This is a genomic window from Phenylobacterium sp. (genome assembly GCF_044372605.1).
Taxonomy (GTDB): Bacteria; Pseudomonadota; Alphaproteobacteria; order Caulobacterales; family Caulobacteraceae; genus Phenylobacterium.
The window spans coordinates 1-18,182 of sequence record NZ_JBILRO010000043.1 but is presented as its reverse complement, the minus strand read 5'-3'; the positions used below and the strand labels follow the sequence as shown (position 1 = coordinate 18,182).

Below are 18,182 nucleotides of genomic sequence, written 5' to 3'. Positions count from 1 at the left end.
GGCCAGGGGCGCGCGGGGCAGGGCGATGATCTGCTCCAGCCGGCGCAGACCCAGACGTCCGATCTGGGCGGCAGCCTCCGGGTCGAGGCGCAGAGCCTCCGGCGGCAGGGGTTTCAGCAGTCCGGCCTGCTCGCCGGGCGGGGCGATGGTCTGGTCGGGGCCGAAGTGGGCCAGGGCCCAGGCGGCGCCGGGCGTATCGGCGATCGCCAGCCGAAACGGCAGGCCGTTGGCCCACAGGCGGTCGCGGAAGTCGGCCATCAGCCCGGCCTCATCGCCCCAGAGGTGGGCGACGCCCGTGATGTCCAGAAACAGGCCGCCCGGCGCATCAGCGGCCACGGCCGGCGAGAACCGTACACACCAGTCGATCAGGGCGGTCAGGGCTTCGGCGTCAGCCTCGGGGTCAGCCTCGTCGGTGGTCAGATCCGGGACCAGGGCCATGGCGTCGGTGGCCTTCTGGCCGGCATGGAGGCCAAGCTTCGCCGCCGCGCGGTTGACGGCGGCCAGCCGGCGGACCACCCGCGTCGTCTCCAGCAGGGCGAAGGGGGCGTCAGGCGGCGCGAGCTTGAGCGGATTGCGCCGGCGCCAGTTCGCGATCGCCCAGTTCGGCGACCAGGCGCAGAGGATACGCGACATCGCTGGCCTCCCATGAATAGGCCTGATCGGCCTCAAGGATCCAGGCGCCGGTCCGCCCGCCGCGGCAGCGCTGGAGTTCAACGTGATAGCGGGGTGCGCCAAGGCCGAAATCTCCGGCGGCCGGCTCGGAAAGGGCGGGCTTCACGCACCAGCGGGTGGTGGCGACAGAGCCGGCGGCCGCCTTAAGTCCCGCCCCGCCGAATGGACGACGGCGGATGACGAAACCGGTCCCGCCGCGCTTCTCGCAGGCCAGTTGCAGCCGGCGGCCGGCGGTCAGGTCCACGTCCTCCACCTCGCCGAACACGGCGGACACGCCGACGGTGGTGAGCGCGTCTTCCATCACCATCAGGGTTTCGGCCTCGTCGCGGGCGCAGACCTGGATCAGGCGCTCGGGCGGAAACCCCAGCCCAGCCAGCCCCGGCGCCCACAGATCGTCGCGCCGCAACACCCAGACCGCCTCGCCCCGACGGGCCAGCGGCCGGGCCATAAGGGCGGCGAAGGCGGCCGGCGCCGCAGATGTTTCCGCTTCCAGACCCACGCCCACGATCTCATGCCAGCGCCCGAGCGGCAGGCCGCCGCCGGGCAGTCGCGCGTCCAGCGATGCGTCCCCGAACGGCAGCACGCCGGCCTGCGCCCGCGTTCCGCTTTCAAGCGCAGCGATCTTCGCCCGGATGGCGCGAAAATCGGACATGGAATTGGGACTCCTTTTGTTCCAGTTTTGTTCTAGCTCTGGAAAAGCGGGAGTCAAGGCCTCCGGAGGCGGCCTATGCCGCCGCGATCAGGCGGAAACCGGCCTCGGTCAGAATGGCGTCGAGGCGCTGGTCATGCGGCTCAAACGGCAGATCCTCAACCTCCTGGCCCGCGTAGGCGACGCCAACCACCCATACCGGACCGCGCGCGCGCAGCGCCGCGATGGTGCGATCATAAAATCCACCGCCCTGCCCCAATCGTCCGCCGCGCCCGTCGAAGGCCAGGACAGGCACGAACAGAACATCCGGCCACACGGTTTCGGCCCGCGACGTCGGCGCGAGGATGCCCAGAGCATCCGGCTCGAGCGCGTCGCCGGGGCTGTAGAGCCGGAACGCCAGGGGCGCATCGCGTTCCACAACCACCGGCAGGGCCGCGCGGGCCCCGGCGATCCGGATCGCGCCCGGGTCCAGCTCGGAGCCGATCGGATGATAGAGGCCAAAGGTCGCTACCGGCGTCCCTGGCCAGTCTGCGGGCAGGTTGGCGGCGGCCCGCAGGGCCGCGTCAGGCGCTTCGGCGACCAGTCGCCGGCGCCGCGCGCGCATGTCGGTTCGAAGGGTGGATTTCGAGATCACGCCCTCCTATAGCGGAAGACGGGTGGCGGCGCCGCGAGAGCCGTGAAGGACTGTTTCATTCCCTCGACCTGTTAGTGACAGGTGGGCGCCGTGTGCCCGGGACCAGGATCCCGGCCAGGGACAGCTCCCTAGAGGTGAATTAAGGTCGCTGGAATATGTCGCCTTCGACGAGGGCCGCAGCAGACCCGCCAAGGCCAACGTAAGGCGGCGGACGATACATAACAAGCCGCGAGGCTAAGGGAGTGACAGATGAATCCCCAAACTATCCAGACCCTGCTGGACAAGGCCGTTTCCGATGGCGCAGCGCCTGGCCTGACGGCGGCGATCCTGCGGCCGGACGGTGTCCACCAGTTCGCCGCCGGCGTCCGCGGTGCGGCCGATCCCCGGCCGATGACCGCTGACTCGGTGTTCTGGATCGCCTCCTGCACCAAGGCGATCACCGCGCTGGCGGCAGGACAGCTGGTGGCGCGCGGGCTTCTCACGCTTGACGAGCCCATTGGCGAGCGGGTTCCGAGCCTGGCGATCCCCAAGGTGCTGGACGGCTTTGACGCGGACGGAAAGCCACGCGTCAGGGCCGCCAGCCGCCCGATCACGCTGCGCGATCTGCTCACCCACACCTCCGGACTGGCGTACGATTTCTGCAACGCCGACCTCTCCCGCTACTTCGCCGCCACGGGCGAAAATCTGATGTCAGAACCGCCCACCCTGGTGTTCGATCCCGGCGCCGGCTGGCAGTATGGCATCGGCATCGACGCCGCCGGCTGGGCGATCGAGGCGGTGACCGGCCAGGGCCTGGACGCCTATTTCGCCGAACACATCCTGGGCCCGCTCGGCATGGGCGACACCTCGTTTACGCCCGACGCGGCCCGGTCCGATCGACGCGCCGGCATGCACGTCCGGGGCCCGGACGGCGCCCACATCCCCGTAGACCCGTTTCCCAACGCGCCGCAGATGTGGGGCGGCGGGGGGCTGACCTCGACCGCGCCCGACTATCTGAAGTTCCTGGGTGCGATGATAACTGATGGCGCTGGCGTCGCCGGACCGGACACCCTGGCCTTGCTTCGCGACATCCAGGCCCGCCAGCCCGCCACCGGCGACCTGATCTCGTCCAACCCCGGCTTCAGCCACGACTTCCTGCCCATGCCCGGGATCGAAAAGCACTGGACGCTGGGCTTCCTGCGCAACGCCGCCGACGTGCCCGGCGGCCGTCGGGCAGGCAGTCTGGCCTGGGGCGGCATCGCCAACTGCTACTACTGGGCCGATCCGGCCAGCGGCGTCGCCGGCGTCATGTTCGCCCAGTTCCTGCCCTTCGCTGATCCCCGGATGATGGCGACTTTCGAGGCGTTCGAGCAGGCCGTCTATGCCGACTGACCATCCGGGTCTTTCAACAGGGGCGCCAAACGCTTAAGTCCACGACCCGAAACAAGGACAAACCGACCGCGTGAGCGTCGCCACAGATACCGGAGCCAGCCTGGCCCGCCAGGCCAACGAACTCGCCCGCGACCTGGCGGTGGCGAGCCCGCGTGTCTATTGGCTGGACCTTTCGGTGACCGCCGCCGTGACCTGGTTGAGTCTGGCGATCGCTACCACCAGCCAATCCACAGGCTGGATGCTGACGGCGGGCGTGGTCTGTATCCTCGCCCTCTATCGCGGCATCAGCTTCATCCATGAGCTTACCCACATGCGTCGCGACGACGTGCCGGGCTTTCATTTCGCCTGGAACGTGCTGATCGGCGTGCCCTGGCTGACGCCCTCGCTGCTCTACGAAGGCGTCCACATCCTGCATCACGCCAAGGACCGCTACGGCACTGCGCGTGATCCCGAGTACCACCCGCTGGCCCGCCGGCCGCCCCATGAGCTGGCCGCCTTTGTGGGCATCGCCTTTCTGGCGCCCATCGGGGTGATCCTGCGGTTTGCGGTTCTGGCGCCCCTGAGCTTTCTGATCCCGCCGCTGCGCCGGTTCGTGATCGCCAGAACCTCCGGCATGGTCATCAACACCGGCTTCTCGCGTGACGATTTCGACCGTGCGCGCAGCGCGCCCTGGCTGTCTCAGGAGATCGGCGCCTGGCTATGGAGCTGGACCGTGCTGGGTCTGACCGCGGCCGGCGTGATCCCGCTACGCGCCCTGATCATCGCCATGGTGATCTTCAGCCTGATGACGGTGCTGAACCAGCTACGCACAGCCGTCGCCCACTACTGGGAGAATGACGGGGAGCAGATGGCTGTACTGGATCAGTTTCTGGACACCGTGAATGTCCCGCCGCCGGCCATGCTGCCGTTCCTGTGGGCGCCGGTGGGCCTGCGCTACCATGCCCTGCACCACCTGATGCCGAGGTTGCCGTACCACAATCTGGGGACCGCGCACCGGCGACTGGTGGAGGCCCTGCCGGCCGATCATCACTACCGGCAGGTCGAGCAGCGGGAACTGATCCCGGCGCTGTCGCATCTGCTAGGGCGGATGCAGGGTCGGCGCTGATGCTTGTTTTCCCCAACGCACCTCTCGGAAATACCCACTGAACCCACGGTCTCAAGACGGCTCAGACATCAGCAAGACTCGGCGCGATCCTTCCTCCCATTGCGGGACCGCTGCATAATTCTAGAGAGCGAGGGAGCTCGACGCCACGCCCCGTCGCCCCTTGTGGGAGAAGGGATTCGGCGTCAAGCGAAGCGGACGTGGTGCAGTTCTGTGACGCTCTCGCCATCAAAATCTGCAAGATTCAGCCCCTCAAGCTCGCTTCGAATATCGACGCTCCGCAGCGACGCGGCCACGTGTTCCGCATCCTCTCGCGCCTTGAAGGCTCCCACCGTAACGTGAGGCAGGAACGGAAGGTCAGGACGCCAAGGTCGTCGTGCCTTCGATAACCTTACGAGCTTGCGCAAGAAGATCTTCGACCCCTATGCCGGTGAATGGGAAGACGAATGTGAAGTGTGGCGGCACGAAAGCGTATTGAGGATCGTGAGCGCGCCTGATGCTGTCGATCCACTCGCGGTCAGGAGTTTAAATCGAGAGCTTCGAAAAGATCACCATCACGTAGGTGCTCCAGAAAGGCGGGGAAAGTCTCAGACGTCCGCTGAGCCCAGCCGTTCGATCCGCACCGCCGCGGCCTCCAGCGCGCTCACCGCGCGCCTCTCGATCACTGACCGCTCGGTCTCCAGCCGGGACACCTCGGCCTGCAGGCCCGCCAGCTGGTTCCGCACATCATAGAGCTCGTCGGCCAGCAACAGGGCGCCCATCAGGAACAGTCGGGTGTCGCCCAACTGCCCCATATCCCGGGAAATCTGGCGAACCTGCTGGTCGAAGATCCGCGCCAGCTCCACCAGATGCGGCTCCTGTCCGTCTTCGCACCCGACAGCATAGGGGCGACCATTCACGTCCACATTGATCTGGGCCACGGGTCAGGCCTCCGTCGTCTGGCCGGCGAGTGCGGCGCGGATTTCCTGGATGGCGTTTCCAAGAGCCACAGAGGCCTGAGCACCGGCCGCCTCAAGCTCACGCTCGCGGGCGCGGGCCTGGTCGAGTTCGGCCGCAAGCCGGGCGCGATCCAGATCAAACAGCCCCCCGGCATCGTCGCCGGCGGCTTTCAGGCGCTGGGACAATCTCTGCTCCAATACATGCACCGCGCTCTCAAGCCGTCTGGCGGCAAGATCCAGCGCGCTATCGCCTGGGGTCATGGCAGTCTCCGGAGGCCGTCTGGCCCCTGTATGCCACAGACGCAGCCATCTGCGAATTCGGGGCGGTTTTCTTGACCCGTCCGCGCCCGCGTGCGAGGCGAGCGCCCCTGACAATCCTTAACCAGCCCTACAGGTCCGATGCCCGCGCCGCTGAAAACCATGGCAGACGCCATCCGCGTTCTTTCAATGGACGCCGTCCACAAAGCCAAATCCGGCCACCAGGGCATGCCCATGGGCATGGCCGACGTCGCCACCGTGCTGTTCACGAAGTTCCTGAAGTATGACGCGGCGCGTCCCGACTGGGCCGACCGCGACCGCTTCGTGCTGTCAGCCGGCCATGGCTCGATGCTGCTTTACGCCCTGCTGCACCTGACCGGCGTCAAGGCCGTGACAATGGAGCAGATCAGGAATTTCCGGCAGCTGGGCTCCAACACGCCCGGTCACCCCGAGTACGGCCACACGCCCGGCGTCGAGACCACCACCGGCCCGCTGGGTCAGGGACTGGCCACCGCAGTCGGCCTGGCGATGGCCGAGCGGCACGTAAACGCCCGTTTCGGCGACGCCCTGGTCGATCACCGCACCTGGGTCATCGCCGGCGACGGCTGCCTGATGGAAGGCGTCAGCCATGAGGCGATCAGCCTGGCCGGGCGGCTGAAACTGTCGAAGCTCACGGTCCTGTTCGACGACAACAACACCACCATTGACGGCGAGGCCACGATCTCGGAGACCGGCGACCAGCTAGCCCGCTTCAAGGCCGCCGGCTGGGCGGTCAAGGCGGTGGACGGCCACGACCACGGCAAGATCGCGGCGGCGCTGCGCTGGGCGACCCGCCAGGACCGACCCACGATGATCGCCTGCAAGACCCTGATCTCGAAGGGTGCCGGGCCCAAGGAAGGCGACCCCCACAGCCACGGCTACACCCTCTTCGACGACCAGATCGCCGAGGCGCGCAAGGCCATGGGCTGGACCGCCCCGCCCTTCACCGTGCCGGACGATATTCTGAAGTCCTGGCGCGCCGCCGGTCGCAAGGGCGCCAGGGTGCGCAAGTCCTGGGAGGCGGGTCTGTCGCAGTCGGCCCACAAATCCGAGTTCGAGCGCGCCATGGCAGGCGACCTGCCCGTCGGCGCCTACGCCGAGATCGACGCCCACATCGCAAAGGCCGAGGCCGAAAAGCCCGCCGCGGCCACCCGCCAGCACTCCGGCTCGGCCCTCGACAGGCTGATCCCGGCGATCCCGGAAATGGTCGGCGGCTCGGCCGACCTGACCGGCTCCAACAATACCATCGTCAAGGGCATGGGTGCGTTTGACGCCCCCGACTACGCCGGCCGCTACGTCCACTATGGCGTGCGCGAGTTCGGCATGGCGGCGGCCATGAATGGCATGGCCCTGCACGGCGGCGTGATCCCCTATTCGGGCACCTTCCTGGTGTTCTCCGACTACAGCCGGCCCGCGATCCGTCTGGGCGCCCTGATGGGCGCGCGGGTGATCCATGTGATGACCCATGACAGCATCGGCGTCGGCGAGGACGGGCCGACCCACCAGCCGGTCGAGCACGTGGCGTCCCTGCGCGCGATCCCGAACCTGCTGGTCTTCCGCCCGGCAGACGCCGTGGAAACCGCCGAGTGCTGGAAACTGGCCCTCGCCGCCCGCGCCACACCCTCCGTCATGGCGCTCTCCCGCCAGAAGGTTCCCGCCGTTCGCACGATCGTCGCCGGTGAGAACCTGTCGGCCCGCGGCGCCTATCAGCTGGCCGGCGCCGAGCACCCGGCCCTGGTGACGATCTTCGCGTCCGGCACCGAGGTCTCGGTCGCCATGGAGGCCCGCGCCCTGCTGGAAGCCGAAGGGATCGGAACCCGCGTGGTGTCCACCCCCTGCTGGGAGCTGTTCGCCGCCCAGTCGACAGACTATCAGGCCGCTGTCATCGGCGAGACCGAGGTCCGGGTCGCCGTCGAGGCCGGCGTCAGCATGGGCTGGGCCCGTTTCATCGGCGAAGACGGTGCCTTCATCGGCATGGACGGCTTCGGTGCCAGCGCCCCCGCCGATGTGCTCTACAAACACTTCGGCATCACCGCCGAAGGCGTGGCGGCGGCTGCGAAGGCGAAACTCTAGACTATGCGCCTCGGCACCCCGCTTTCGCCGACCGCTGTCCGGGTCATGCTGCTGGGCTCGGGGGAGCTCGGCAAGGAGCTCGCTATCGAATTCCAGCGCCTCGGCTGCGAGGTCATCGCTGTGGATCGCTACGCCGACGCCCCGGCCATGCAGGTGGCGCACCGCAGCCACGTCATCGCCATGACGGACGCCGGGGCCCTGCGCGCCCTGGTCGAGGCCGAGCGACCGCACCTGATCGTGCCGGAGATCGAGGCGATCGCCACCGACGAGCTGGCGCGCATCGAGGCTGACGGACTGGCGACGGTGATTCCCAACGCCCGCGCCGCACAACTGACCATGAACCGCGAGGGCATCCGCCGACTGGCCGCCGAAGACCTGGGTCTGGCCACCAGCGCCTATGCCTTCGCCTCGACCGAGGCCGAGCTCGCGGCCGGTGCCGAAGCCGTCGGCTTCCCCTGCTTCGTAAAGCCGGTGATGAGTTCCTCCGGCAAGGGCCAGTCCTACGTCGAGACACCGGATCAGATCGCGGCGGCCTGGGCCTATGCGCTGGCCTCGGGGCGCGTGGAGCAGGCCCGGGTGATCGTCGAGGGCCGCGTCGATTTCGACTTCGAGATCACCCAGCTCACCGTCCGCAGCCGGCGCGACGGCGGGGTCGTCACCAGCTTCTGCGACCCCATTGGCCACCGTCAGGTCAAGGGCGACTATGTGGAAAGCTGGCAACCCCAGGCCATGTCGCCAAAGGCCCTCGCCCGCTCGCGAGAGATCGCCAGGGCCGTCACCGATGCGCTGGGCGGCCTCGGCCTGTTCGGCGTGGAGCTGTTCGTGAAGGGCGACGAGGTCTGGTTCTCGGAGGTCTCGCCGCGTCCTCACGACACCGGCCTGGTCACCTTGGCCACCCAGCACCAGAGCGAGTTCGCCCTGCACGCCCGCGCCATCCTGGGCCTGCCCGTTGACGTCTCGCTGCGCGAGCCCGGGGCCAGTGCAGTGATCTACGGCGGAATGGAAGCCACAGGCATCGCCTTCGACGGCGTCGCCGAGGCCCTCAGCGTCCCGGGCGCCGACCTTCGCCTGTTCGGCAAGCCCGAGAGCTTCGAGCGCCGCCGCATGGGCGTGGCCCTGGCGCGCGGCGACAGTGTCGATCAGGCCCGCGAACGCGCCCGCGAGGCCGCGTCCCGGGTCAAACCTGTGGCGGGCTAAACCGGCGCGAACACCGGGACCGGCGCCCCGCCCTCGGTCGGCTGGAACTTCACCTTCACCTTCATGCCGATCGCAAGTCCATCCGGCGCCACGTCGACGAAGTTGGTCATCATCGTGGGGCCCTCATTCAGCGTCACATAGCCGATGGCGTAGGGACCGGTCGGCGAGCGATACATGACCGAATAGGTGTAGATCACGCCATCGCCCGGGCTCTCTTCCCAGACCGTATCGTCCGAGTGGCAGTTCGGGCAGATGGTGCGCGGATACCAGTGGGCCTCGCCACAGGCGTTGCAGCGCTTGATGAGGAAGCGGCCCTCCTCGGCTGCGTCGAAGAACGGCTTGGATTCCAGATTGACGGCAGGGGCCGGGATCGGCCGGGTCATGATTTCGGACATGCTCAGGACTCCCGTTCCATGATGGCGGTGGCGGCGCCGTGGCGCACGCCCAGCGAACCGCCCGTACCGTGGGCGATGGCCAGATCGCAGTTGGCCACCTGAACCTTGGGATGCGCCTCGCCACGCAGCTGGCGCACCGCCTCGATGATCTTGGTGATCCCGCCCCGATTGGTGGGGTGATTGTTGCAGAGCCCGCCACCGTCGGTATTGAACGGCAGCTTGCCGACGCCGGAGATCAGATTGCCGTCGGCCACGAACCTGCCGCCCTCACCCTTCTTGCAGAAGCCGAGGTCCTCGATCTGCATCAGCACCGTGATGGTGAAGCTGTCGTAGATCGACGCGTACTTGATATCCGCGGGCGTCACGCCGGCTTCCGCGAACGCCGCAGGTCCCGACCAGACGGCGCCAGAAGTCGTCAGGTCCAGGCCCTTGCCGCCCATCTGCAGCTTCGGCGCCTCACCCGCCCCGATCAGCTTCACCATCGGCCGCTTCAGCGTCCGCGCCACCTCAGGCGACGTCACCACCACCGCCCCGCCGCCGTCCGTCACCACGCAGCAGTCCAGCAGGTGCAGCGGGTCGGCGATCATGCGGGAATTCACCACATCCTCGACGGTGACGACATTCTTCAGGAACGCATGCTCGTTCCATTGGGCATGATGGCTGGCCGCCACCTTGATCCAGGCCAGCTGCTCCGAGGTGGTGCCATACTCGTGCATGTGGCGCATGGCGCACATGCCGTAGGTGTTGTGGGTCGAGCCACCGTAGATGCTCTCGAAGCCCTGCTCCGGCGCGCCGTCCGTGAGGCCCGCCGGCGGACGCCCGCCACCGCCGGCACCCGGCCGGTTGCCGCCATTGCGGGGCCGACCCGCCAGGGTGATCAGCGCCACGCTGCACTTGCCCGCCGCGATCGCCTGGGCGGCGTGGTGCAGGTGGAGGATGTAGGACGAGCCGCCGGTTTCGGTGGTGTCCATGTGGCGGACATTCTTCAGGCCCATGTAGTCGACCATCGACATGGCCCCGAACCCGGGCGCATCGCCGGCGCAGAAGTAGCCGTCGACATCGTCAAAGCTCAGCCCGGCATCCGCCAGCGCCCCGCGCGCACTCTCGGCGTGAAGCTGGGCCGTCGTCTTGTCCGGCGCATCGCGTGTGGGGTGCTCATAGACCCCCATCACATAGGCCTTGCCCTTGATACTCATCCGCTCCCCCGTGATTTCTTTGGTCGATAGCCCGCCAAACCCCCCAGTGTCATCCCGGTTTTCACCGCAGGTGAAAGACCGGGACCCATCAACGCCGGGGTCAAAGATTCGGTACGGCGGCCCCGCTTCGACCTTGTCCGGACCGGCCGGCGTCTATGGGTCCCGGTCTTCGCGGGGCCGCGAAACCGGGATGACACCCCGTAGTGTGATCACCCCGCCTTGATCCGCGCATCCCTGAGCGCCGTGCGCCGCACCTTGCCCGCGTCGTCGCGCACCGGTTGATCCACGAACTCGAACGACTTCGGCCGCTTGTAGGTCACCAGCCGATCCGCCAGATGCGCCTTCAGGTCCTCGGGCGTAACTTCGCCCTGCACATTGACGATGGCGTGGATGCGGGCGCCCAGGTCGTCGTCCGGCAGGCCGATCACCGCGCACGACTGCACCGCCGGATGCTCCTCCAGCGCCGCCTCGATCTCGGCGGGATAGACGTTGGAGCCCCCCACCAGGATCATGTCCGTGCGCCGGTCGGCCAGATAGAGATAGCCCTCGACGTCGAAAGACCCCAGGTCCCCCAGGCTCTCCCAGCCGTCAGAGATCGTCCGCGCGTCGGCGCCCAGATATCTGTAGGTCTCCGCCACGCCCGGGGCCCGGCGCATGTAGATCTCGCCCACCTCGCCGGGCGGCAGTTCGGCGCCGTCCTCCCCCACGACCTTCATCTCGCCGACGGCCACGCGGCCCACCGATCCCCGGTGCGTCAGCCACTCCGAACCCGAAATGATCGAGATCGCCTGGGCCTCGGTGCCCGCATAGAGCTCCATCACCTCACCCGGCGCGATCCAGTGGATGAAGGCTTCCTTCAGCCAGGGCGGACAGGGCGCCGCCATGTGCCAGAGGGTGTGAACGCTCGAAATGTCATACCGCCCGCGCACATCCTCCGGCAGATGCCAGATCCGGTTCATCATGGTCGGCACCAGGTAAAGCCATTCCACCTTGCGCGCCGCAATCTCCGCCAGCGTGCCCTCCGGATCGAACCGCGGCGTCAGCACCACATGGGCCCCCGCCTGGGTCGCGCTCATGGTCAGGGTGAACGGAGCGTTGTGATAGAGCGGCGCCGGCAGCAGCACCGTCTGGCCCGTGCGGATCCCGTAGAACGGCACCTCGGTCGCCGCCTTCAGCGACAGCCCCGGCTGGCCCGCCAGGATCAGCTTGGGGCGGCCCGTTGATCCCCCGCTCGTGGGCGCCTTCGAGATTGGCGGGATCTGGTCGGGCAGGTCGCTGTCATCGTCGGACAGGGCGAGCAGATCGGCCACCGACAACACCGGCCGGTCGACTTCGTGGGTGAACTCCGCGATCACCAGCGGCGCCTTCGCCAGTTCAATGATCGCCTGCAGCTCCCCCTTGGGCAGCCGGAACGACACCGGCTGCGGCGTGGCCCCCAGCTTCCAGATCCCGTAGCAGACCGCCACGAACCCCACCGAATTGGGCAGGCCCACGGTCACCAGATCCCCGAACTTCACCCCGCGGGCCGCCAGGCCCCGGGCCAGGCGGTTGGAAAGGCGATGCAGCTGCCCGTAGGTGAGTGTCTCGCCGCCACAAGTCACTGCCGGCGCATCCGGCCGGCGGGCGGCGTGCAGCGCCAGCTTGGCGCCAAAGGAGATCATCTCGTCAGTCATCGCATCCGCCCCGTGCTTCGCCGCCACTCTCGACGCCCCCGACTCTGCGGGCAAGGGCCGAAGCCGGCTGACTGGCCCTTGGCTTTCGCAACGTCAGTTTCCCATGTCCCGACACCCGAGGGAGATCACGACCATGCTCGAAGGTAATCAGGCGGCGCTGTTCGAAGAGCGGCAGAAGGGCACCTTGCCCGGCGAACTCGGCATCGAATGGCAGGATGTCTCCAACGGCCACGCCGCCGGCAGCTTCACCGTGGGCAAACAGCACATGGCCGCCAACGGTTTCCTGCACGCCGCCTCCATCGTGGCCCTGGTGGACAGCGCCTGCGGCTACGGCTGTGTCGCCTCCCTGCCCGAGGGCGCCAGCGGCTTCACCACCATCGAGATCAAGACCAACTACCTGGGCACCGCCAAAATCGGCGAGCAGGTCACCTGCGAGGCGCGCCTGCTGCACGGCGGCCGCATGACCCAAGTCTGGGACGCGGAGGCCACAAACGCCACCACTGGCAAGATCATGGCCGTCTTCCGCTGCACCCAGATGGTGCTCTATCCCCGCTGAAGGCCCTGCAAACTGCCCCCTTGCGCCCCCGGGCCGCGATGATTAGGTTCCGCGCTCGCTCGACGGGACCCCTTGTGGTCCCGTTTGCTGGCTCTGGAGAGGTGGCTGAGTGGTTGAAAGTACCGCACTCGAAATGCGGCGTACCTGGAAGGGTATCGTGGGTTCGAATCCCACCCTCTCCGCCACGCCCCTGTCGCGAACCCGCAATCGGGCGACCGCAGGCGCGCAAAGCCCCCAGTGGTCGCGCCATTTTCCGGATGCCGTCCGAACCTCGGAGACTGGGGAACACGTCCAAAGCGGTCTCTGAACGCCTTTTGTCTCTTGTCACCAGAACCTCGCCCTCGGCAGTTCGGGTTCAAAATAGTCCGCGTTTACAGCGTTTTGGGCCGATAGACGGTCCGGAAATTCGTGGGCGATTTTTACACAGCCTGCACCCTAAGCGGACGCAGCCATAAATCTCAGGCCGGTCGAACCACATAGAGCATGTAGCCGGTATCGCCGGACACGGCTCGCCAGTCGGACGCCTCCTTGCGGGCAGCGGCAATCGCAGCTGCAACGGAAGCACTTGTGCCCGCGGCTTCGAGCATTTCGCAGCGCTCAAGCATTGGATCATAGTAGGCGGACCATGCTTCATGGGTGAGTTGGCGCGATCCGAGCACCTGCCAGCCGGCGGAGGTAATCTCGGCGCGAGTTGTGGCTTCCGTTCCAATACTGCCGGGCTCGCCCTCCCAGAAAGCCAGCGCAGCTTCGGACGGCGCGTCCGTGAACAGGCAGGGATGACTGAACGCGACGACGCCGGTTTCGGTCAGAGCACTGCGCCAAGCCTCAAGCGCCCTCGTCACTCCCAGGAAATAAACCGCCCCTGCCGACCATATCAGATCATAGGGACCGGTCAGGTTCTCCATGCTGGCTTCAATGATCCGCACGGACGGATCAGCTGCGAACCGAATTGTCGCTGCCTCGACGAAATGCGCAACGGTCTCAAACCCGTCCACACGGCCTTCGGGAACAAGCTGACGCAGAGCCGCAAGGTCGCCGCCAGGTCCGCATCCTGCGTCGCACACATGCCCATCCCTGGGCACTGCGCTCAGACGCCCGGTCCAAGCGACATCGTCGGCGAGCCCAGGGCCTTCCCTGGGCAGTTCGCGATGCACCGTGAAGAAGGCGTCCCAATCCATACGGTGACCTATCGCAATCGGTCCCTCCCTGGTCAACGTGCGCCGTTAACTGCGATTGTATCGGCCAACCCGACACAGTCAGAAACTGAACAAACACCGGCACTCGAAGCACAATAGGCCAACTTGATCATCCGGCCGATGTAGCGGTCGGAGACAGCCTCATCATGGGCCGCCACCCTTCGCCGAAGGCTTCATGTGGCAGCCTACGAGGTGATTTGACGATCGAAATTGCGCGGATAAAGCCGACAGTCGCGCTGGCTCAGGGATCCATCGGGTCGGTTGCGTCCCGGTGCAGCGCTTCCGGTACGGCCAGGAATTCAAGGGTGTCGAAGTCGAGACGCTTGAGCGGCTTGAACGGCATGTAGCCCAGTTCGCGCAGGTTGCGTTCCCGGAACAGATCGCTGGCGATGTAGGGCACGCTGTTGCCGGCCACCAGGGCGGGCTTTTCCGTGGGCACGCCATAGCGATACATGAAGCGCACCGTATTGCGCATGTTGGTGGTGGTGTGGCGCGCCACGGCGTCAACCAGGATGGCGTCCTCAGGCACGCCATAGCGCGTCATCAGCCGCTGCTTCATCTCAACCGCCTCGGTGATGGTCGTGCCGATCGGCCGCAGCGACGCGCCGGAGACCACGATCAATGGCGCCTTGCCTGCCTTCCACAGCGCCACGCCGCGACGCAGGCGCAGATCAGCCCCGGGGTTCAGCGGCTCGTAGGCGATCTCAGGCGAATAGCCGGGCACCAGGATCAGACCGTAGGGATAGTCGGTCCAGCGCAGGGCAGCGATACGACGCGCCGCAGCAGCGTTTTCCCGGGCCTCGATTGCGCGCTGGCGGGGTGCGTCATCGCGGCGGTTGAAATCCATCAGGTCGTAGGCCAGCCGCATGGGTATGTCCCAGGCCGGGCCGTCGGCGGGCATGGCGATGGCGGTCTCGCGAATCAGGTTGGCCATCAGGCCCTGATAGTATCCAGCCTTGAGCGGATAGATGGGGCTGTCGATGTCGGCGAAGAGCGGAACCTCGCCCAGGCCATAGACCCGGATGATCCGGTCAAGACCCCCGTGAGCGTCCCGCCAGGCCTGCAGGAAAAGCGCGCGGTCAGGCTGGCTCTCGTAGCGGCTGAAGAAGCCCGACGGCCGGAGATGGCGGGCGACCAGGGTCCGAAGCGCCGGCTCGGCGTCGAACGCGCGGCCAGCGGCCTGGGCGGCGGCCTCCTGTTCCTCGGCAGTCCATCGCAGGGTGTTGAGATCACAAGCTGTCGGCGCAGCGGGTGGCGCCGTGCCGCGGTTCGCCATCCGATCCTGGCAGGCCTGGCCAGCCGTGGCGGTTCGGGCGCGAACGGCTGCCGAAAGAGCCTTCAATGTCGGCTCACGCAGCAGTGCTGCCCGCGCCTGCGTTGAGCCGTCCAGAACGGTGAAAAGGTAGAAGGTCTCGTCCTGCAGACCCGAGACGCCGACCAGGGGCGCGTAGGCGCGGTCGAACCCGGGCGCCGCCACCGACGGCGCAGCGACCATGAAAAAGGCCGCCGCAGCGACTGCGATCCAGGATTTCATGGGACCCTTTCGAATGAAGAGCGGCAACAGATACGGCCACCGCGACAATTTGGTGAAGCTTTTTCGATGATAAATTGATCTTTTTGTGAAGTATTCGTCAACATGAACATGATCGCTGGAGAGCGAGTTGACGATTTTGGTATAATTCGCCAACTGACAGAATGAATCGTTATTGAGAAAATCGGGGGCCCGATGTTGTCTAATCGCAGTTTTTACTTTTCCGTCGCGCTCTCCACCTCGATTTTCGCCTTGTCGGCGGGCGGAGCCTTGGCCCAAACTACCGCCGCCATCGTCGACGAGGTCGTGGTCACCGGCTATCGCGCACAGAACACCCAGGCGATCACGGCAAAGGAAGAGGCCGTGCAGATCGCCGACTTCCTGACGACCGACGTCATGGGTCAGCTGCCGGACTACAACATCTCGGACAGCTTCCGCCGTCTGCCCGGTGTGCAGACGATCTTCGACGAGGACGAAGGCCGTTACGTCGCGATCCGCGGCCTGAACCCCAACTTCACCTCAGGCACTTTCGATGGTGGCGGCATCGCCACCGCCGAGCGGCAGAACCGGCAGCTGAACCTGGAGTCGGTGCCGACGACCGCCGTGAAGCGCCTGGAGGTCTTCAAGAGCCGGACGCCCGACCTGGATGGCAACGCCATTGGCGGCTCGATCAACCTGGTGACCCGTTCGGCCTTCGACAACAAAGGCTTCTTCGCCGTGGGTGAAGCCTTCATCGGCGTGAACGACAGCCAGGCCGTGCCGGGCAAGGGCTATAACCGCACCAGCGACGACGGCCCGAACATGCGCATCGACGGCACAGCGTCGTGGGTGCTGGGGCCAGACGACCAGTTCGGCGTGCTGCTGACAGGCGCGTTCAGCCGCAAGCGGCGCGACCAGGAGCGCCAGCTGCCGCAGGCCTTCCTGGCGACACCCGGCACATTCGGCGTCCCGGTCTCACGACTTTTCCGGACGTCCAGCTATCCGAACAGCGTGGACCGCTACGGCGGGACGTTGAAGCTGGAATGGAAGCCCACGGACACGCTGCACACGACCCTGGCCGCCACCTACTACATGCAGGCGGACAACGAACTGCGCTTCAATCACGAACTCCAGCTTCCGGCGATCCCGGCCACGCCCGGGGCGGCCTATACGCAGAACGCCACCGGCGGGCTCAACGTGAGCGGCGCCGCCGGCTACACCCTGTTCAACGATTTTCCGATTAAGAAGCCACTCACGATCGTGCAGGGTTCCTTCGCCTGGGAACCGGCCGAGAATCAGACCCTGAGCGGCCGCGCCTCCTATTCCGAGGCCCAGTTCCTGGAGGCGTCGAACGAGACCCGGTTCAGTTTCGCCAATTCGACGACCAACGCCGGCGCCTATTTCAACAGCGAAGGCATACCGAACTACGTGTTCGCCAATCCGGGCGCGGCGACCTTCAACACGCCGTCGGCCTATCGGTTCACGAGCTACCTGCCCTATCGCGATGACAGCGACGACTACATCTATGAGGCCCAGGTCGACTACGGCTTCAACACAGGCAAGGGCGCCACAGGCTGGGGCTTCGCAGCGGGCGGCAAATACCGCGCGAACACCCGCGATTTTGACACGGGACAGGTGGTGGCCAATCCCAGCGCGACCAACACCCTGACCCTGGACCGGGCGCTGCAGCCCACGACCTACCGGTCGCCCTATGCGCCGGGGAACCAGTTGATCATCGACTTCGAAAAGTTCCTCGACTACTTCTACGCCAACCCCGGCCAGTTCACGATCGACGGTGCCGCCACAGCTCTCAACAGGGCGCGCAACGACTTTGTCGTTGAGGAAAAGATCCTGTCGACCTACGGCCTGGCCCGCTACGCCGACGACGCCAACACCGTGATTTTCGGCCTGCGCTACGAGCGCACGGATACGGACATCGACGGTGCCCGGGTGACCGGATCGGTTGTGACACCGCTTCAGCGGAGCGGCGACTACGACAACCTGCTCCCGTCGATCAACTACATCCGCTCGATCAATGATGATCTCAAGATCCGCGCGGCCTACTACAAGGCCGTCGGTCGTCCCAGCCCCAGCGAACTGGGCGCCAACGAGCAGGTCTCCACGGCGAACTCGACCGTCTCGCGGGGCAACCCGGACCTGAAGCCGCGTTTCGCCGACAATTTCGACGTCGCGATCGAATACTACCTGCCCGGTGGCGGCGGCATCCTGTCGGCCGGGGTGTTCTACAAGAAGATCAAGAACGACATCTTCAGTGCACAGACCGGCACGACCGTCATCAACGGCCAGACCTTCACGGTGACCCAGCCGCAGAACCTGACCGAGTCGGAGGTGAAGGGCCTTGAATTGCAGGTGGTGAAGAACCGGCTCGATTTCCTGCCGGGCTTCCTGTCGAACTTCGGTGCCTCGGCCAACGCCACCCTGATCGACGCCGAATCCCAGCTGCCGGGCGGCAGGTCATTTGACCGCCTGCAGTTTCAGGCGAAGAAGCTGGCTAACTTTGCCATCTTCTACGAGCAAGGGCCGTTCAAGGCGCGGGCCACCTACGCCTATACGGGCGACTATTTCACCGTCATCAGCGCGACCAACGTCAACGACAACCGCTACGACCGACCCTACAATCAGGTCGACCTGCAGGCGCGTTGGGACTGGGGTGCGTTCGAAACCATCGCCGAGGTGCGCAACCTCACCAACGAGAAGCGGAT

The 18,182-nt window shown here is 66.5% G+C and carries 17 protein-coding genes, 1 tRNA gene and 1 other RNA gene; 7 read left to right on the top strand and 12 right to left on the bottom strand.

Translation table 11 applies throughout. The annotated features are described in order from the left end of the window. The 4 genes from ACIQ42_RS06010 to ssrS all read right to left on the bottom strand — a co-directional run. On the bottom strand, positions 1–633 hold a 633-nt coding region (locus ACIQ42_RS06010; RefSeq protein WP_397421303.1), incomplete at its 3' end, for a Y-family DNA polymerase. Then, positions 548–1,324: an ImuA family protein gene (locus tag ACIQ42_RS06005; protein WP_397421302.1), complete on the bottom strand. Its 777-nt coding sequence runs from the start codon at positions 1,322–1,324 to the stop codon at positions 548–550. The genes ACIQ42_RS06005 and ACIQ42_RS06010, both read right to left, overlap by 86 nt. A gap of 73 nt (positions 1,325–1,397) precedes the next feature. After that, positions 1,398–1,955 carry a 5-formyltetrahydrofolate cyclo-ligase gene (locus tag ACIQ42_RS06000; protein ID WP_397421301.1) on the bottom strand — a complete coding sequence of 186 codons (558 nt, stop codon included), beginning with the start codon at positions 1,953–1,955 and terminating at the stop codon, positions 1,398–1,400. A 25-nt stretch (positions 1,956–1,980) separates the two neighbouring features. Then, positions 1,981–2,141, bottom strand: a non-coding RNA gene (ssrS, locus tag ACIQ42_RS05995) — 6S RNA. Positions 2,142–2,204: 63 nt separating this feature from the next. Between ssrS and ACIQ42_RS05990 the strand changes: the two genes are divergently transcribed. Beyond that, positions 2,205–3,326 carry a serine hydrolase domain-containing protein gene (locus tag ACIQ42_RS05990; protein ID WP_397421300.1) on the top strand — a complete coding sequence of 374 codons (1,122 nt, stop codon included), beginning with the start codon at positions 2,205–2,207 and terminating at the stop codon, positions 3,324–3,326. A gap of 70 nt (positions 3,327–3,396) precedes the next feature. Then, positions 3,397–4,431, top strand: coding sequence for a fatty acid desaturase family protein (locus ACIQ42_RS05985; protein WP_397421299.1), 1,035 nt, complete (start codon positions 3,397–3,399; stop codon positions 4,429–4,431). A 354-nt stretch (positions 4,432–4,785) separates the two neighbouring features. Here ACIQ42_RS05985 and ACIQ42_RS05980 read toward each other — a convergent pair whose 3' ends face one another. The 3 genes from ACIQ42_RS05980 to ACIQ42_RS05970 form a co-directional block, all read right to left on the bottom strand. After that, positions 4,786–4,935, bottom strand: coding sequence for a hypothetical protein (locus ACIQ42_RS05980; RefSeq protein ID WP_397421304.1), 150 nt, complete (start codon positions 4,933–4,935; stop codon positions 4,786–4,788). Positions 4,936–5,015: 80 nt separating this feature from the next. After that, positions 5,016–5,348 (bottom strand): cell division protein ZapA, encoded by a 333-nt coding sequence (locus ACIQ42_RS05975; protein ID WP_397421298.1) that lies wholly within the window; start codon positions 5,346–5,348, stop codon positions 5,016–5,018. Between the two features lie 3 nt (positions 5,349–5,351). Then, positions 5,352–5,627: a DUF4164 family protein gene (locus ACIQ42_RS05970; RefSeq protein ID WP_397421297.1), complete on the bottom strand. Its 276-nt coding sequence runs from the start codon at positions 5,625–5,627 to the stop codon at positions 5,352–5,354. Between the two features lie 138 nt (positions 5,628–5,765). On the opposite strand from ACIQ42_RS05970, the gene tkt reads away from it, so the two are divergent. Both tkt and purT read left to right on the top strand, forming a co-directional pair. After that, complete coding sequence (gene tkt, locus ACIQ42_RS05965) at positions 5,766–7,736, top strand: transketolase (RefSeq protein WP_397421296.1); 1,971 nt, start codon at positions 5,766–5,768, stop codon at positions 7,734–7,736. Positions 7,737–7,739: 3 nt separating this feature from the next. Then, a complete protein-coding gene (purT, locus tag ACIQ42_RS05960; RefSeq protein WP_397421295.1) occupies positions 7,740–8,933 on the top strand; it encodes a formate-dependent phosphoribosylglycinamide formyltransferase in 1,194 nt (397 codons plus the stop codon). Here purT and ACIQ42_RS05955 read toward each other — a convergent pair. From ACIQ42_RS05955 to ACIQ42_RS05945, 3 genes are all read right to left on the bottom strand, one after another. Then, positions 8,930–9,328: a Zn-ribbon domain-containing OB-fold protein gene (locus ACIQ42_RS05955; RefSeq protein WP_397421294.1), complete on the bottom strand. Its 399-nt coding sequence runs from the start codon at positions 9,326–9,328 to the stop codon at positions 8,930–8,932. The genes purT and ACIQ42_RS05955 overlap by 4 nt on opposite strands. A 2-nt stretch (positions 9,329–9,330) precedes the next feature. Beyond that, positions 9,331–10,524 (bottom strand): thiolase domain-containing protein, encoded by a 1,194-nt coding sequence (locus ACIQ42_RS05950; RefSeq protein ID WP_397421293.1) that lies wholly within the window; start codon positions 10,522–10,524, stop codon positions 9,331–9,333. A 209-nt stretch (positions 10,525–10,733) separates the two neighbouring features. Beyond that, entirely contained in the window at positions 10,734–12,197 is a 1,464-nt protein-coding gene (locus ACIQ42_RS05945) for an AMP-binding protein (RefSeq protein ID WP_397421292.1), read from the bottom strand. Positions 12,198–12,330: 133 nt separating this feature from the next. Here ACIQ42_RS05945 and ACIQ42_RS05940 point away from each other — a divergent pair, with 133 nt between their 5' ends. Both ACIQ42_RS05940 and ACIQ42_RS05935 read left to right on the top strand, forming a co-directional pair. Then, positions 12,331–12,753, top strand: a complete 423-nt coding sequence (locus ACIQ42_RS05940) for a PaaI family thioesterase (protein ID WP_397421291.1) — start codon at positions 12,331–12,333, stop codon at positions 12,751–12,753. A 95-nt stretch (positions 12,754–12,848) separates the two neighbouring features. Then, a tRNA-Ser gene (locus ACIQ42_RS05935) sits at positions 12,849–12,938 on the top strand. A gap of 273 nt (positions 12,939–13,211) precedes the next feature. Here the strand turns inward: ACIQ42_RS05935 and ACIQ42_RS05930 are convergent. Both ACIQ42_RS05930 and ACIQ42_RS05925 read right to left on the bottom strand, forming a co-directional pair. Next, complete coding sequence (locus ACIQ42_RS05930) at positions 13,212–13,931, bottom strand: class I SAM-dependent methyltransferase (RefSeq protein ID WP_397421290.1); 720 nt, start codon at positions 13,929–13,931, stop codon at positions 13,212–13,214. A 259-nt stretch (positions 13,932–14,190) separates the two neighbouring features. Then, a complete protein-coding gene (locus ACIQ42_RS05925) occupies positions 14,191–15,483 on the bottom strand; it encodes a YdcF family protein (RefSeq protein WP_397421289.1) in 1,293 nt (430 codons plus the stop codon). 267 nt (positions 15,484–15,750) lie between these two features. On the opposite strand from ACIQ42_RS05925, the gene ACIQ42_RS05920 reads away from it, so the two are divergent. Further along, positions 15,751–18,182: TonB-dependent receptor (locus tag ACIQ42_RS05920; protein ID WP_397421288.1), on the top strand; the 2,432-nt coding region annotated here is incomplete at its 3' end.